The 14,000-nt window shown below is 55.1% G+C and carries 10 protein-coding genes; 4 read left to right on the top strand and 6 right to left on the bottom strand.

Annotation, left to right across the window (positions count from 1 at the left end; translation table 11 throughout):
* Nucleotides 1-102: 102 nt before the first annotated feature.
* The 3 genes from ldtD (at nt 103) to ABLV66_RS16755 (ending at nt 3,420) form a co-directional block, all read left to right on the top strand.
* The gene (gene ldtD / locus ABLV66_RS16765) at nt 103-1,905 is read left to right on the top strand and encodes a L,D-transpeptidase LdtD (RefSeq protein ID WP_348876210.1); all 1,803 of its coding nucleotides are present in this window, start codon (nt 103-105) and stop codon (nt 1,903-1,905) included.
* A gap of 302 nt (nt 1,906-2,207) precedes the next feature.
* Nucleotides 2,208-2,759 (top strand): peptidoglycan L,D-endopeptidase MepK, encoded by a 552-nt coding sequence (mepK, locus tag ABLV66_RS16760; protein WP_015367456.1) that lies wholly within the window; start codon nt 2,208-2,210, stop codon nt 2,757-2,759.
* 13 nt (nt 2,760-2,772) lie between these two features.
* Complete coding sequence (locus ABLV66_RS16755; protein WP_015367455.1) at nt 2,773-3,420, top strand: MBL fold metallo-hydrolase; 648 nt, start codon at nt 2,773-2,775, stop codon at nt 3,418-3,420.
* Between the two features lie 66 nt (nt 3,421-3,486).
* Here the strand turns inward: ABLV66_RS16755 and ABLV66_RS16750 are convergent, their stop codons facing one another.
* The 4 genes from ABLV66_RS16750 to pncB form a co-directional block, all read right to left on the bottom strand.
* Nucleotides 3,487-4,677: an amino acid aminotransferase gene (locus ABLV66_RS16750; RefSeq protein ID WP_045395708.1), complete on the bottom strand. Its 1,191-nt coding sequence runs from the start codon at nt 4,675-4,677 to the stop codon at nt 3,487-3,489.
* A 186-nt stretch (nt 4,678-4,863) separates the two neighbouring features.
* A complete protein-coding gene (gene ompK35 / locus ABLV66_RS16745) occupies nt 4,864-5,943 on the bottom strand; it encodes a porin OmpK35 (protein WP_047045617.1) in 1,080 nt (359 codons plus the stop codon).
* Nucleotides 5,944-6,535: 592 nt separating this feature from the next.
* Entirely contained in the window at nt 6,536-7,936 is a 1,401-nt protein-coding gene (gene asnS / locus ABLV66_RS16740) for an asparagine--tRNA ligase (protein WP_348876209.1), read from the bottom strand.
* A gap of 164 nt (nt 7,937-8,100) precedes the next feature.
* On the bottom strand, nt 8,101-9,303 hold the full coding sequence (pncB, locus tag ABLV66_RS16735; RefSeq protein WP_047065560.1) for a nicotinate phosphoribosyltransferase: 1,203 nt from the start codon (nt 9,301-9,303) through the stop codon (nt 8,101-8,103).
* 328 nt (nt 9,304-9,631) lie between these two features.
* On the opposite strand from pncB, the gene pepN reads away from it, so the two are divergent.
* A complete protein-coding gene (gene pepN, locus ABLV66_RS16730) occupies nt 9,632-12,247 on the top strand; it encodes an aminopeptidase N (protein WP_047065518.1) in 2,616 nt (871 codons plus the stop codon).
* A gap of 183 nt (nt 12,248-12,430) precedes the next feature.
* Here the strand turns inward: pepN and ssuB are convergent, their stop codons facing one another.
* Both ssuB and ssuC read right to left on the bottom strand, forming a co-directional pair.
* On the bottom strand, nt 12,431-13,204 hold the full coding sequence (gene ssuB / locus ABLV66_RS16725) for an aliphatic sulfonates ABC transporter ATP-binding protein (RefSeq protein ID WP_047045623.1): 774 nt from the start codon (nt 13,202-13,204) through the stop codon (nt 12,431-12,433).
* Entirely contained in the window at nt 13,201-13,992 is a 792-nt protein-coding gene (gene ssuC, locus ABLV66_RS16720; protein ID WP_015367447.1) for an aliphatic sulfonate ABC transporter permease SsuC, read from the bottom strand. The genes ssuB and ssuC overlap by 4 nt, the downstream gene beginning before the upstream one ends.
* Nucleotides 13,993-14,000: the final 8 nt, after the last annotated feature.

The following is a 14,000-nucleotide window of genomic DNA, read 5'->3' as shown; positions in this document are numbered from 1 at the left end:
TTTAAACTTCTTTACATTTGGTAAGGCAAAAGCGTTTTCGCCTTTATATACTGAGAATAAGCCCCATTAGGCGGGCAGCAATGTGTTAACAGGGGGCAAGGGATGTTGCTAAAGAAACGGTATGGTCGACAATTGTCGGTGCTCAGCCTGAGCCTGAGCCTGGCTTTTGCATTTGCTCCGCTGTTCAATGTCCAGGCCGCAGAGCCTGAAGTTATACCCACAGATAGTTCCGCGACGGTGGGCGATCTGTCGTCGGCATTAGCCCAAAGCGACGGCCAGTCCGCTGCGGTCGCGCAAATGGCCGGCGAGAAGCCGCTGGCGGCGGATGCGGTGGCGAAAAGCCGTGCTGAAATCGAGGGCTTACTGCCGTCTGGTTATCATCCGGTTTATATCAATCCGCTGGTAGCGCTGTACGCTGCCCGCGACATGAAACCCATGTGGGAGAACCGCGAAGCGGTACAGGCCTTCCAGCAGCAGCTGGCGGAGGTCGCTATCGCTGGCTTCCAGCCGCAGTTCACCACCTGGGTGAGCCTACTGACTGACCCGTCAGTCAGCGGCCTGGCCCGCGATGTCGTGCTCTCCGACGCCATGATGGGATATCTGCATTTTATTAGCGGTATTCCGATGCAGGGGAACCGTTGGCTGTACGGCTCAACGCCTTACAAAATGACGACGCCGCCGCTCTCGGTCATCAATCAGTGGCAGCTGGCGCTGGATAACGGTTCGTTAACGCAATTTATTGCCGGACTGGCGCCGCAACATTCACAATATGAAGCAATGCATCAGGCGCTGCTGACGCTGGTGGCGGATAACCGTCCGTGGCCGCAACTGACCAGCAACGCCTCGCTACGTCCGGGAGAGTGGAGCAACGATATTGGCGCGCTGCGTGAAATCCTGCAGCGTACCGGCATGCTGGATGATTCGGCGAAAATCGCCCTCCCGGGCGATGTGGTAAGCCCATCGGCGAAACCGAAATCGAAAACAAAACCTGCCGCGCGTGGCGTGTACGATCGCCAACTGGTCGAGGGCGTTAAACGCTTTCAGGCCTGGCAGGGGCTGGGCGCTGACGGCGTCATCGGCCAGTCTACCCGCGACTGGCTGAACGTCTCTTCGGCGCAGCGTGCCGGGGTGCTGGCGCTGAATATCCAGCGTCTGCGTTTGCTACCGAGTAAATTGTCCACCGGTATCATGGTCAATATTCCGGCGTTCTCGCTGGTCTACTATCAGGACGGCAGTCAGGTGCTGGCATCGCGGGTCATTGTCGGTCGTCCGGATCGTAAAACGCCGATGATGAGCAGCGCGTTGAACAACGTGGTGGTCAACCCGCCGTGGAACGTGCCGCCGACGCTGGCGCGCAAAGATATCCTGCCGAAGGTGCGCAACAATCCAGGCTATCTGGAGCAGCATGGTTATACGTTGATGCGCGGCTGGAACAGCAAAGAAGCTATCGATCCGTATGGTGTCGATTGGTCTACCATCACCGAGAAGAATCTACCGTTCCGTTTCCAGCAGGCGCCGGGCGCGCGCAACTCGCTGGGGCGGTATAAGTTCAATATGCCAAGCTCGGATGCTATTTATCTCCACGATACGCCGAACCACAATCTGTTCCAGAAAGATGTTCGCGCGTTGAGCTCGGGCTGCGTTCGCGTCAATAAAGCATCTGAACTGGCGAATATGCTATTGCAGGATGCGGGCTGGAATGATTCACGCATTTCCGACGCGCTGAAACAAGGGGATACGCGCTACGTCAATATTCGGCAAAATATTCCGGTTAATTTATATTATTTGACTGCCTTTGTTGGCGCTGATGGACGTACACAATATCGAACAGATATTTACAATTACGATCTCACCGCGCGATCCAGCGCACAAATTCTGCCAAAAGCGGAACAATTAATCAGGTAAATGAAGTAGTTCTGCGAAAAATGTTGTCCTAGCACTGAACGAAATCGGGCCATGGTCGTCTACAAGGCCCGTATTTCCTGGGGTGAGGCTGCCTTGACGTTGGCAATAATGCCCGGTAAGGTGCCTTTCGTGCGCCAGAAGTGCATATACATATAATCCGCAAAAATGTATTGCGGCGGTCAGTACGAAAACGCTCTCCTGCTGAGCTTTATTAGCGGTAAGGGAGCGTTAGCGCGTCGTCAGCCAAATACGTTGTAGCGGAATAGTATATTACGATTCATTTACCTGTAGACCTGATTATCATGGACAAATTTGACGCTAATCGCCGCAGATTGCTGGCGTTGGGTGGCGCTGCCCTCGGTGCTGCCGCCATTCTCCCTGCGCCGGCATTTGCCACCCTCTCGACCCCCCGACCGCGTATTTTGACGCTGAATAACCTGCACACCGGTGAATCACTCAAGGCGGAGTTTTTCGATGGTAGAGGCTATATTCAGGATGAATTAGCAAGACTTAACCATTTTTTCCGTGATTTCCGCGCGAATAAAATTAAGTCTATTGACCCAGGATTATTCGATCAGCTTTATCGCCTACAGGGACTACTCGGCACCAATAAGCCTGTCCAGCTCATCTCCGGTTATCGCTCCGTCGATACCAACGATGAACTTCGCGCACGAAGCCGTGGTGTAGCGAAACATAGCTATCACACCAAAGGCCAGGCGATGGATTTCCACATTGAAGGCGTTGCCTTAAGCAATATTCGCAAAGCGGCGTTATCTATGCGCTCAGGTGGTGTAGGATACTACCCACGTAGCAACTTTGTGCATATTGATACCGGTCCGGTACGGCACTGGTAACGAAAGGAGCATCATGAACTATCGTATTATTCCGGTCACGGCGTTCGCCCAGAACTGTTCTTTAATTTGGTGTGAACAAACCCGGCTTGCCGCTCTGGTCGATCCTGGCGGCGATGCCGAGCGCATCAAGGAAGAAGTCGCGGCGGCAGGCGTCAGCCTGATGCAGATCCTGTTGACGCATGGTCACCTGGATCACGTCGGCGCGGCAGCCGAGCTGGCGCAACATTACGGTGTGCCAATTATTGGACCGGAAAAAGAAGATGAGTTCTGGCTGGAAGGATTGCCGGCGCAAAGCCGCATGTTCGGGCTGGATGAATGTCAGCCTTTGCAGCCGGACCGCTGGCTGAATGAAGGGGATGTGGTAACCGTCGGCAATATCGCTTTGCAGGTATTGCACTGTCCTGGCCATACGCCGGGGCACGTGGTTTTCTTTGACGATGCCTCGCGTCTGCTGATTTCCGGCGATGTGATTTTCAAAGGCGGAGTAGGACGCAGCGACTTCCCGCGCGGCGACCACGGCCAGCTGATTGATGCGATTAAACGTAAACTGTTGCCTTTGGGCGACGACGTGACGTTTATCCCCGGTCATGGCCCGTTATCGACGCTGGGATATGAGCGCCTGCATAATCCGTTCCTGCAGGATGAAATGCCGGTCTGGTAATGCCTGACCTCAAGGAAGTAAAAAAGGCCGCGATTGCGGCCTTTTCTTATGTGTCAGGGCTGGGAATTACAGCACCGCGACGATGGCTTCGCACAGCGGCGCCATATTATCAGGCGTCATGCCGGCAACGTTGATACGCCCGGACGCGACCGCATAAATAGCGAACTCTTCACGCAGACGCAGTACCTGCTCTTTGGTCAGGCCGCTAAACGAGAACATCCCATTCTGTTTGGTGATGAAGGTAAAGTCGCGGCTGGCGCCTTTTTCCTGCAGAGTATTCACAAACAGTAAGCGCATGCGCTGAATACGCTGGCGCATATCGGTGAGTTCTTGTTCCCAGATGGCGCGCAGCGCGTCGTTGCTGAGAATCGTCGCCACCACCGAGGCGCCGTGCGCCGGCGGGTTTGAGTAGTTGGCGCGGATAACCGCTTTCATCTGGCTGAACGCGCGATCGACGGTGTCCTGATCGGCGGCAACCAGCGTACAGGCGCCAACGCGCTCGTTATACAGGCCGAAGTTTTTCGAGTAAGAGCTGGCGACCAGTAGCTCTTTATGCAGCGCGGCAAACGCGCGCAGGCCTTCAGCGTCTTCTTCCAGACCGCGGGCGAAGCCCTGGTAGGCGAAGTCAAACAGCGGCAGCCAGCCTTTTTCGGCGGACATCTGCGCCAGCTGTTGCCACTGTTCCAGCGTTGGATCGATGCCGGTTGGGTTGTGGCAGCAGCCGTGGAACAGCACAACGTCGCCCGCCTGCGCTTCGTTCAGGCTGGCTAGCAGACCGTCGAAATCAAGCTGGTGGTTAGCGGCATCGTAGTAAGCGTATTCACGCACTTCCAGCCCGGCAGCGCCAAAAACGCTTTTATGGTTCGGCCAGCTTGGGTTGCTTACCCATACCCGTTTAACGTCGGTGTTTTTGGCAAGGAAATCAGCCGCTACGCGCAGGCCGCCGGTGCCGCCTGGGGTTTGGGCGGTACGGGCGCGCTTATCGCTGATAATTGCGCTTCCTTTACCGAACAGCAGCTCCTGAGTGCAACGACCAAACTCCGGAATACCATCAATACCGAGGTAGTTTTTGGTGGTTTCATTTTCCAGCAGATATTGCTCGGCTTTTTTTACGCTGGTCAGAACAGGCGTTTTACCTGTCTCATCTTTGTAAACACCAATTCCGAGGTTAATTTTGCCTGGGCGGTCATCGGCACGAAACAGATCGGCCAGGCCCAGAATAGGGTCGGCAGGGGCGGCTGTAATGTTCTCAAACATGACGAGGTTCCATTGTGATTACTGAGGGAAATCCGCTATCAGGGTAACGGTAGATTTACAAATTGCCAACCGTTTGCGACAAAAAGCGAGAAGGTTTTTGCAAGTTACGATCTTCGTCTTAGTAACGCAGAAAAGCAGGACCGAAGTCCTGCTTTTTAGGCATATCACGAAGGGGTGTACTACAGATTAGAACTGGTAAACGATACCAACCGCAGCCTGGTCGTCGGTGGCAACGCCTGCTTCACGAGTATAGGAGTTGTCGTCCAGCTGGTTGAACTTGTACGCCGCGTACACGTTCATGTTTTTGTTGAAGTAGTACCAGGTACCCAGTTCAATGTATTTAACCAGGTCCGCATCGCCGCCGCCGAAGCCGCCGCGAGCCTGCAGATTTTTACCTTTAGTCTGCACGTAGCCGAGGGACGGACGCAGACCGAAATCGAACTGATACTGAACCACAGCTTCGAAGTTCTGAGTTTTGCCCGCGAAGTAGTTATCTTCTTCCGGGGTCATGTTGTAAGTCTGGGAGTACATAACAGCGGCGTAGATGTTGTTAGCATCGTACTTAGCAGAGGTTGCCCATGCTTCAGCTTTGTTACCGTTGCCGTCGCGCTTCTGGTCAACGCTACGGTTGGAGTTAGCGTAACCTGCGGACAGCGCGATACCGTTATCAAACGCGTAGGTTGCCGCGGTGCTGAAGCCGTCGCCGTTCTGTTTACGAATCACACGGTCGTGATCGTTTTTACCCTGGTACTGCAGCGCGAAGCTCAGACCGTCAACCAGACCGAAGAAGTCTGAGTTACGGTAGGTGGCCACGCCGTTAGTACGGCCGGTCATGTAGTTATCGGTGTAGTTCCAGCCGTCGCCGCCCCACTCAACCAGCATATCGGTTGCGGATTCGACGTCGTAGATGGCGCCGTAGTTACGGCCATAGTCGAATGAACCATATTCGCCCGCTTTCAGACCGGCGAAGGCCAGACGGGTTTTAGTGGTCTGGGAACCTTCAACGTTGGACGCATCCATGTTGTATTCCCACTGGCCGTAACCGATCAACTGGTCGTTGATTTGGGTTTCGCCTTTCAGGCCGATACGGGCATAGGTGGTGTCGTCGCTGCTGGTGTCACCATTGGTGGTCCAGACATGTTCGCCAACCATTTTTCCGTAGAAATCCAGCTTGTTACCATTTTTGTTATAGATTTCCGCAGCGTTGGCCGCACCGGCTACCAGCAGGGCAGGGATCACCACTGCCAGAATATTGCGCTTCATCATTATTTATTACCCTCATTAATATTTTTTATATGACACTTGCCACCGCCGCCAATAAATTCCGTCAATGAAAATTTACAGAACTATTGAAGATAGTTTGGTGTCTGAAGGCATCTTTCCATCGGTAGTGCCGTTTCGCTAGCCGGAAAATGCTACCAATATCGTAAAATAGTAACAAAAAGAAAAAACATGTAACCAAATATTTATTTTTGGGAACTTTGTGAACTCAATCAAAATTCCGTTCCACTTTGCGAAGATTGTCACCTTCTTATATATATCTATATGAATTAGTTATGAATATTTTCGCTAAAGACAGATTTGATTATTTTTTGTCTCAGTTTGGCTCCTTTTTCGCTCAGGCGCCTTTTTTGCATAACGTGCGCGTAATGATTAAAAAATAGCCAATTCAATCAGTGTATTCATTTGTGTCTTAACATAAGGTGCGAAATCTACGTACTAAGGGTAAGGAAATAGTGAGTAACATAATTACGAATTGTGAAGGTTGATGTTTAAGTTTGTTGAAATTCGCTCACGAAAATTGACATAAAAAAAGGCCGGCTTGCGCCGACCTTGTCAGTGTTTTAACGAAACGCGATTAGAATGTGGCGTTACGTGGCGTACGTGGGAAAGGAATCACGTCGCGAACGTTCTGTACCCCTGTTACGTAGGCGATAAGACGCTCGAAGCCCAGACCGAAGCCAGAATGCGGTACGGTGCCGTAACGGCGCAGGTCGCGATACCACCAGTAGTCTTCTTTATTCAGACCCATTTCGGCCATACGCGCGTCCAGCACATCGAGACGTTCTTCACGCTGGGAGCCGCCGATGATTTCACCGATGCCCGGCGCCAGAACGTCCATTGCGGCGACGGTTTTACCGTCTTCGTTAAGGCGCATGTAGAAAGCCTTAATGTCTTTCGGATAGTTTTTCACGACCACCGGCGCTTTGAAGTGCTCTTCGGCCAGATAACGCTCATGCTCTGAGGAGAGATCCACGCCCCAGTACACCGGGTTTTCAAACTGCTTGCCGCAGTTTTCCAGGATAGTGACGGCGTCGGTGTAATCAACCTGGGCGAAATCAGCAGAGACAAAACGCTGCAGACGGTCGATGGCGTCTTTATCCACGCGCTCGGCAAAGAACTTCATGTCATCCGCACGCTCTTCCAGTACCGCCTTGAAGACGTACTTCAGCATGGCTTCCGCCAGACCGGCAACATCGTTGAGGCTGGCGAAGGCAACTTCTGGCTCCAGCATCCAGAACTCCGCCAGGTGGCGGCTGGTGTTGGAGTTTTCGGCGCGGAAGGTTGGGCCGAAGGTATAGATTTTGGACAATGCGCAGGCATAGGTCTCACCGTTCAACTGGCCGGAAACGGTCAGGAACGACTCTTTACCGAAGAAGTCTTTATCGAAATCGACTTTACCCTGGTCGTTACGCGGCAGGTTTTCCAGATCCAGCGTCGATACGCGGAACATTTCACCGGCGCCTTCGGTATCGGAAGCGGTGATAAGCGGGGTGGATACCCAGAAGAAACCCTGTTCGTCGAAGAAGCGATGCAGTGCCTGCGCCAGGGTGTGGCGTACGCGCGCTACCGCGCCAATCAGGTTGGTGCGCGGACGCAGGTGCGCCACTTCACGCAGATACTCGATGCTGTGGCGTTTCGCCGCCATCGGGTAGGTGTCCGGATCTTCAACCCAGCCGGTGACTTCCACGCTGGAGGCCTGGATTTCAAAGCTCTGGCCCTGACCCTGGGAGGCCACGACTTTACCGATGACGATAACCGAACAGCCGGTGGTCAGGCGCAACACTTCCTGATTGTAATTGGGCAGAGAATTATTAATAACGGCCTGTACAGGATCAAAGCAGGAACCGTCATAGACGGCAAGGAAAGAAAAGCCAGCTTTAGAATCTCGGCGGGTACGCACCCATCCGCGCACGGTGACTTCGCTGTCAACGGCAACGCGGCCCTGGAGTACGTCGGCTACAGGCACAACGCTCATAATATTCTCTCTATATAGTCCAATAAAAAAGTCTCTTCCCCTTCAACGGGGGGATATCTATGTTACCTGTCATCTTCCATCAGACAAGCAGAATTCGCATCATAAAGGGATAATTTGACAATAAATAATAAAGAAAAAGGAGCCTGAGAGGCTCCTTGTTGAAATTAACTCGCCTTTTTAATCGGCGGCAGGTCGAAGGCCTCGCGCAGGGCGCGGACGAACGCCTTATCGTGGCAGATGGTTTTACCCGGGCTATCTGAGAGTTTCGCCACCGGCTTGCCGTTACATTCTACTAGTTTTATCACGATATTTAGCGGTTTCACCTGTGGAATGTCGCAGGTTAACCGGGTGCCGATACCGAAGCTGAGCTTCACCCGCGAGGAGAAGTGGCGATACAGTTCGACCGCTTTGCCGAGGTCGAGGTTATCGGAGAACACCAGCACTTTACTCATCGGGTCGATACCCAATTTCTGATAATGGGCGATAGCTTTCTCGCCCCACTCCAGCGGATCCCCGGAGTCATGGCGCAGTCCCTGATAGCGGGTAGCGAATTCAGGGCCGAAATCACGCAGGAAAGCGTCCATGGTGATGCAGTCGGTCAGGGCAATACCCAGCTGATCCGGATATTCCGCCAGCCAGGCGGCTAGCGCCGCGCGCTGGCTGCTGGCCAGGTTTGGACTGATTTGCTGGTGGGCCTGGAACCATTCGTGCGCCTGGGTGCCCATCGGGGTTAAATTGAGTCGGCGGGCCAGATCGTAGTTGCTGGTGCCGACAAACCACGGCTCCTGCTGCAAGCGCTGCACGATAGCCTGCTGTACTTCGCGGGAGAAGCGGCGGCGGGTGCCGAAATCCATCAGGCGGAATGCCGACATATCGATGTCGGCGGTCATATCAGCGAAGTCGGCAAGCTTATGTTCGAGCGTCTCCAGCGCCAGGTCGACGCCGATTTCCGGCGAACGGTAGTGGTGCACCAGTTCGCTGATGACCGCCAGCAGCGGCACTTCCCACATGATCACTTCGCGCCACGGCCCGGCGAGGCGAATATTCAGCTTGCCATGATCGTTGATGACGGTGACCTGGCTTGGGTCGTAGCGGAAGTCGCGCAGCCAGTCGAGATAGTCCTGCGAGAAGAACGGCAGGGTGGACAGCCAGTGATACTCATCGTCCTGCAGCTTCAGGTCGCGCATGGTTTCAACCTGCTCACGAATCGCGTCGGCATAGATGCCGAGCAGGTCGTCTCCGCGGCAGCGGAACTCTGCCGCCACCTCCACATCATAGTAGCGGTGGAAGACGGCCTGCTGCATATGCAGCTTATAGGCATCCGTATCAAGCAGCGAGTGCAGTACAGGAGAAGTGAATTGTGTCATGGTGCGCAGTAGCATCCTCTCACTGGGGCGTTCCATTCAAACCAAAGCAGAAAAAAGGAGGCGGAGTATACCTTTAATACCCGGTGCTGTCCTGCTGCGATGGCTCGACGGTAACGCTGACGGTCATTTGCGAGGCCTAGTTTAATATATTGAACACGGATCACACCACAAGCTTTGCGCCGGGTCGAGCGCATTTCGTGCCTCATGTGTTATCAATATGTAGCGATTTTCGTGTTGAACGTTGAAAAGATGAAGATTCTGCATAGCGCGATCTGCGCAACAGGAATAGACTGGAGCCGATACTTTACAGACACGCTAAAGGTTTTTTATGACACAACAGCCCCAAGCCAAATACCGCCACGACTACCGTGCGCCGGATTATCTGATTAGCGATATTGATTTGACCTTTGACCTGGATGCCGCGAAAACCGTTGTCACGGCCGAGAGTAAGGTTTCCCGTCACGCGGCTGCGTCTGATGTGCCATTGCGTCTGGATGGCGAAGACCTGACCCTGATTTCACTGCAGGTGAACGGCCAGCCGTGGAACGACTATAAAGAAGAAAACAATCAGCTGGTGATTAGCGGTTTGCCGGACAGTTTCACTCTGACTATCGTCAATGAAATTAGCCCGGCGGCGAACACCGCGCTGGAAGGCCTGTATCAGTCAGGCGAAGCGCTATGTACCCAGTGCGAAGCAGAAGGCTTCCGCCATATTACCTGGTACCTCGACCGCCCGGACGTGCTGGCGCGCTTCACCACCAAAATCATCGCCGATAAAGCGAAATACCCCTACCTGCTTTCTAACGGCAACCGCGTAGCGCAGGGCGAGCTGGACAATGGCCGTCACTGGATCCAGTGGCAGGATCCGTTCCCAAAACCCTGTTACCTGTTCGCGCTGGTGGCCGGCGATTTCGACGTGCTGCGTGATACCTTCACCACCCGTTCCGGGCGCGAAGTCGCGCTCGAACTGTACGTTGACCGCGGCAATCTCGACCGCGCGCCGTGGGCGATGACCTCGCTGAAAAACTCAATGAAGTGGGACGAAACCCGTTTCGGTCTCGAATATGACCTCGACATCTATATGATCGTCGCCGTCGACTTCTTCAACATGGGCGCGATGGAGAACAAAGGTCTCAACGTCTTTAACTCTAAATATGTGCTGGCCCGTACCGATACCGCGACCGATAAAGACTACCTCGACATCGAGCGCGTCATTGGTCACGAATATTTCCATAACTGGACCGGCAACCGTGTGACCTGTCGCGACTGGTTCCAGCTCAGCCTGAAAGAAGGGCTGACCGTATTTCGCGATCAGGAGTTCAGTTCCGATCTCGGCTCGCGTGCGGTAAACCGTATCAACAACGTGCGTACCATGCGCGGGCTGCAGTTTGCCGAAGACGCCAGCCCGATGGCGCACCCGATCCGTCCGGATATGGTTATTGAAATGAACAACTTCTACACCCTGACGGTCTACGAAAAGGGCGCGGAAGTGATCCGTATGCTGCACACCCTGTTAGGCGAAGCCAATTTCCAGAAAGGGATGCAGTTGTACTTTGAACGCCACGACGGCAGCGCCGCCACCTGCGATGATTTCGTGCAGGCGATGGAAGATGCTTCGAACGTAGATCTGTCGCATTTCCGTCGCTGGTACAGCCAGTCCGGCACGCCGGTCGTTACCGTGCATGACGACTATAACCCGGAAACCGAGCAGTACACGCTGACTATCAGCCAGCGTACGCCGCCGACCGCGGAACAGGCCGACAAGCAGCCGCTGCACATCCCGTTCAGTATCGAGCTGTACGATAACGAAGGCAAAGCGATCCCGCTGCAGAAGGGCGGCCATCCCGTGCACCACGTGCTGAACGTGACCCAGGCGGAGCAGACATTCGTCTTTGATAACGTTTACTTCCAGCCGGTACCGGCGCTGCTGTGTGAATTCTCCGCGCCGGTCAAGCTTGAATATAAATGGAGCGACCAGCAGCTGACGTTCCTGATGCGCCACGCGCGTAACGACTTCTCGCGCTGGGATGCCGCGCAGAGTCTGCTGGCGACCTACATCAAGCTCAACGTTAATCGTCATCAGCAGGGACAGCCGCTGTCGCTGCCGATCCACGTCGCTGACGCCTTCCGCGCGATCCTGCTCGACGAAAAAATCGATCCGGCGCTGGCGGCGGAAATTTTAACGCTGCCGTCGGCCAACGAAATCGCTGAACTGTTCACCATCATCGATCCGATTGCCATCGCGGCGGTGCGCGAAGCGCTGACCCGTACGCTGGCGAAAGAGCTGGCCGATGAGCTGCTGGTGGTTTACAACGCCAACAAGCTCGACAGCTATCGCGTTGACCATGCCGATATCGGTAAACGTTCTCTGCGCAATACCTGCCTGCGCTATCTGGCTTTTGGCGATGTTGAGTTGGCAGATAAGCTGGTGCAAGCCCAGTATCATCATGCTGACAACATGACCGACGCGCTGGCTGCGCTGTCGTCGGCGGTGGCGGCGGAGTTGCCGTGCCGTGATGCATTGATGCAGGAGTATGACGATAAGTGGCACCAGGACGGTCTGGTGATGGACAAGTGGTTCATCCTGCAGTCCACCAGCCCGGCGGCCAATGTGGTTGAGACGGTACGCGGATTGCTCAAGCACCGTTCATTCACGATGAGCAACCCGAACCGGGTACGTTCGCTGATCGGCGCCTTCGCGAGTAGCAACCCGGCGGCGTTCCATGCCGAAGACGGCAGCGGTTACCAGTTCCTGGTGGAAATGCTGACCGAGCTCAATAGCCGCAACCCGCAGGTGGCGTCGCGTCTGATTGAGCCGCTGATTCGTCTGAAACGCTACGATGAGAAACGTCAGGCCAAGATGCGTGCGGCGCTGGAACAGCTGAAAGGGCTGGAGAATCTCTCCGGCGATCTGTTCGAGAAGATCGCCAAGGCGCTGGCGTAACGGCGGTGCAAATCCCGGATAGCGGCGCAAGCGCCTTATCCGGGCTACCGTTCATTCACTACGCTGGCTGAAACTGCCGGTGTTGGTGGCCGCAAAATCCCCGGTGGCGCACTCGCTTACCGGGGCTACAGCGCTTTGCGATTTGGTAGTCCGGCCGAGCGAAGCGCGGGCCGGGGACGTTAGTTAGCCATGACTAAACAAACGCGGCGCGCGCTCGCTGTCGCCGCGCTTCATCACCCGATCGAGCACCTGTGCTTCCAGTTCCGCCAGCTTCGCCGAGCCGAACCGCCTCGGACGTGGAATATCCACGTTCAAATCGAGGCCGATTTTCTTTTCTTCTATTAACAGCACCCGGTCGGCCATCGCCACTGCTTCACTCACATCATGGGTTACCAGCAACACGGTAAAGCCGTGCTCCTGCCAGAGCGAAACAATCAATTCCTGCATTTCCAGGCGGGTGAGGGCGTCGAGGGCTCCCAGCGGTTCATCCAGCAATAACAGACGCGGGCGATGGATCAGCGCGCGGGCCAGCGCAACGCGCTGTTTTTGCCCGCCGGAAAGCGCGGCCGGCCACTCATCGGCTCTCTCTTCCAGCCCGACGCTGGCCAGCGCCTGGCGGGCGGCATCGCGCCACTGGCCCTTCAGCCCAAGCCCAACGTTGTCGATAACCGTCTTCCAGGGCAGCAACCGCGCGTCCTGGAACATCATGCGCGTATCCTCCTGAATCTGCGCAAGCGGCGTCGCGCCTGCCAGTAGTTCGCCGCCGTTGGGTTTTTCCAACCCGGCCAGCAGGCGCAACAGGGTGCTTTTACCGCCGCCGCTGCGGCCGACCACCGCGACAAATTGCCCGGTAGGAATATGTAAATCCAGCTCATTGAGAATGACATTGTCGCCGTAGCGTTTGCTGACCCCATTGAGTAACAGCGGGATCCCGGGATTAAGACGAGCAGTATTCATGCGTTAGCCTCCTGAAGACGGTACGCCGGGTTCCAGCGCAGCCAGACGCGTTCCAGCAGTTGCGCGCTGAAATCGGCGAGCTTGCCGAGTATGGCGTAAAGAATAATGGCGACCACCACCACATCGGTTTGCAGAAATTCGCGGGCGTTCATCGCCAGATAGCCAATCCCGGCATTAGCCGAGATGGTCTCAGCGACGATAAGCGTCAGCCACATCAATCCGAGGGCGAAGCGAATGCCGACCATAATCGAGGGCAGGGCGCCGGGGAGGATCACGTGGCGGAAAAGAGCGAATCCGGATAAGCCATAGCTACGCGCCATTTCCACCAGACCGCGATCGATATTGCGAATGCCGTGCCAGGTATTGATATAAATCGGAAACATCGTCCCCAGCGCGACAAGAAATATTTTGGCGCTTTCATCAATACCGAACCACAAAATCACCAGGGGGATCAGCGCGAGATGCGGCACATTGCGCAACATCTGGATGGAGGTATCCAGCAGGCGTTCGCCCCAACGCGAGAGCCCGCTAATGAGCCCGAGCGTCAGGCCGATGGAGCCGCCGATGGCGAAGCCAAGCAAGGCGCGCCAGGAACTGATCGCCAGATGTTGCCACAGTTCGCCGCTGGCGGAGAGCGTCCAGAAGGCTTTCAGTACCCCCTCCGGAGAGGGGAGAATACGGGTTGAGAGCCAGCCTACCGAGGACGCCAATTGCCAGATAAGCACGGTGCCTACCGGTAAAAACCAGGGGGCGAGGCGTAACAGAAGTTTTTGCGAAGAGGCTGCCATAGTTCGCT

Origin of the sequence: Klebsiella sp. CN_Kp073, assembly GCF_040065495.2 — a bacterium.
Lineage (GTDB): Bacteria > Pseudomonadota > Gammaproteobacteria > Enterobacterales > Enterobacteriaceae > Klebsiella > Klebsiella aerogenes.
The sequence above is the reverse complement of the archived record's forward strand: the minus strand, read 5'-3'. Positions and strand labels throughout refer to the sequence as shown.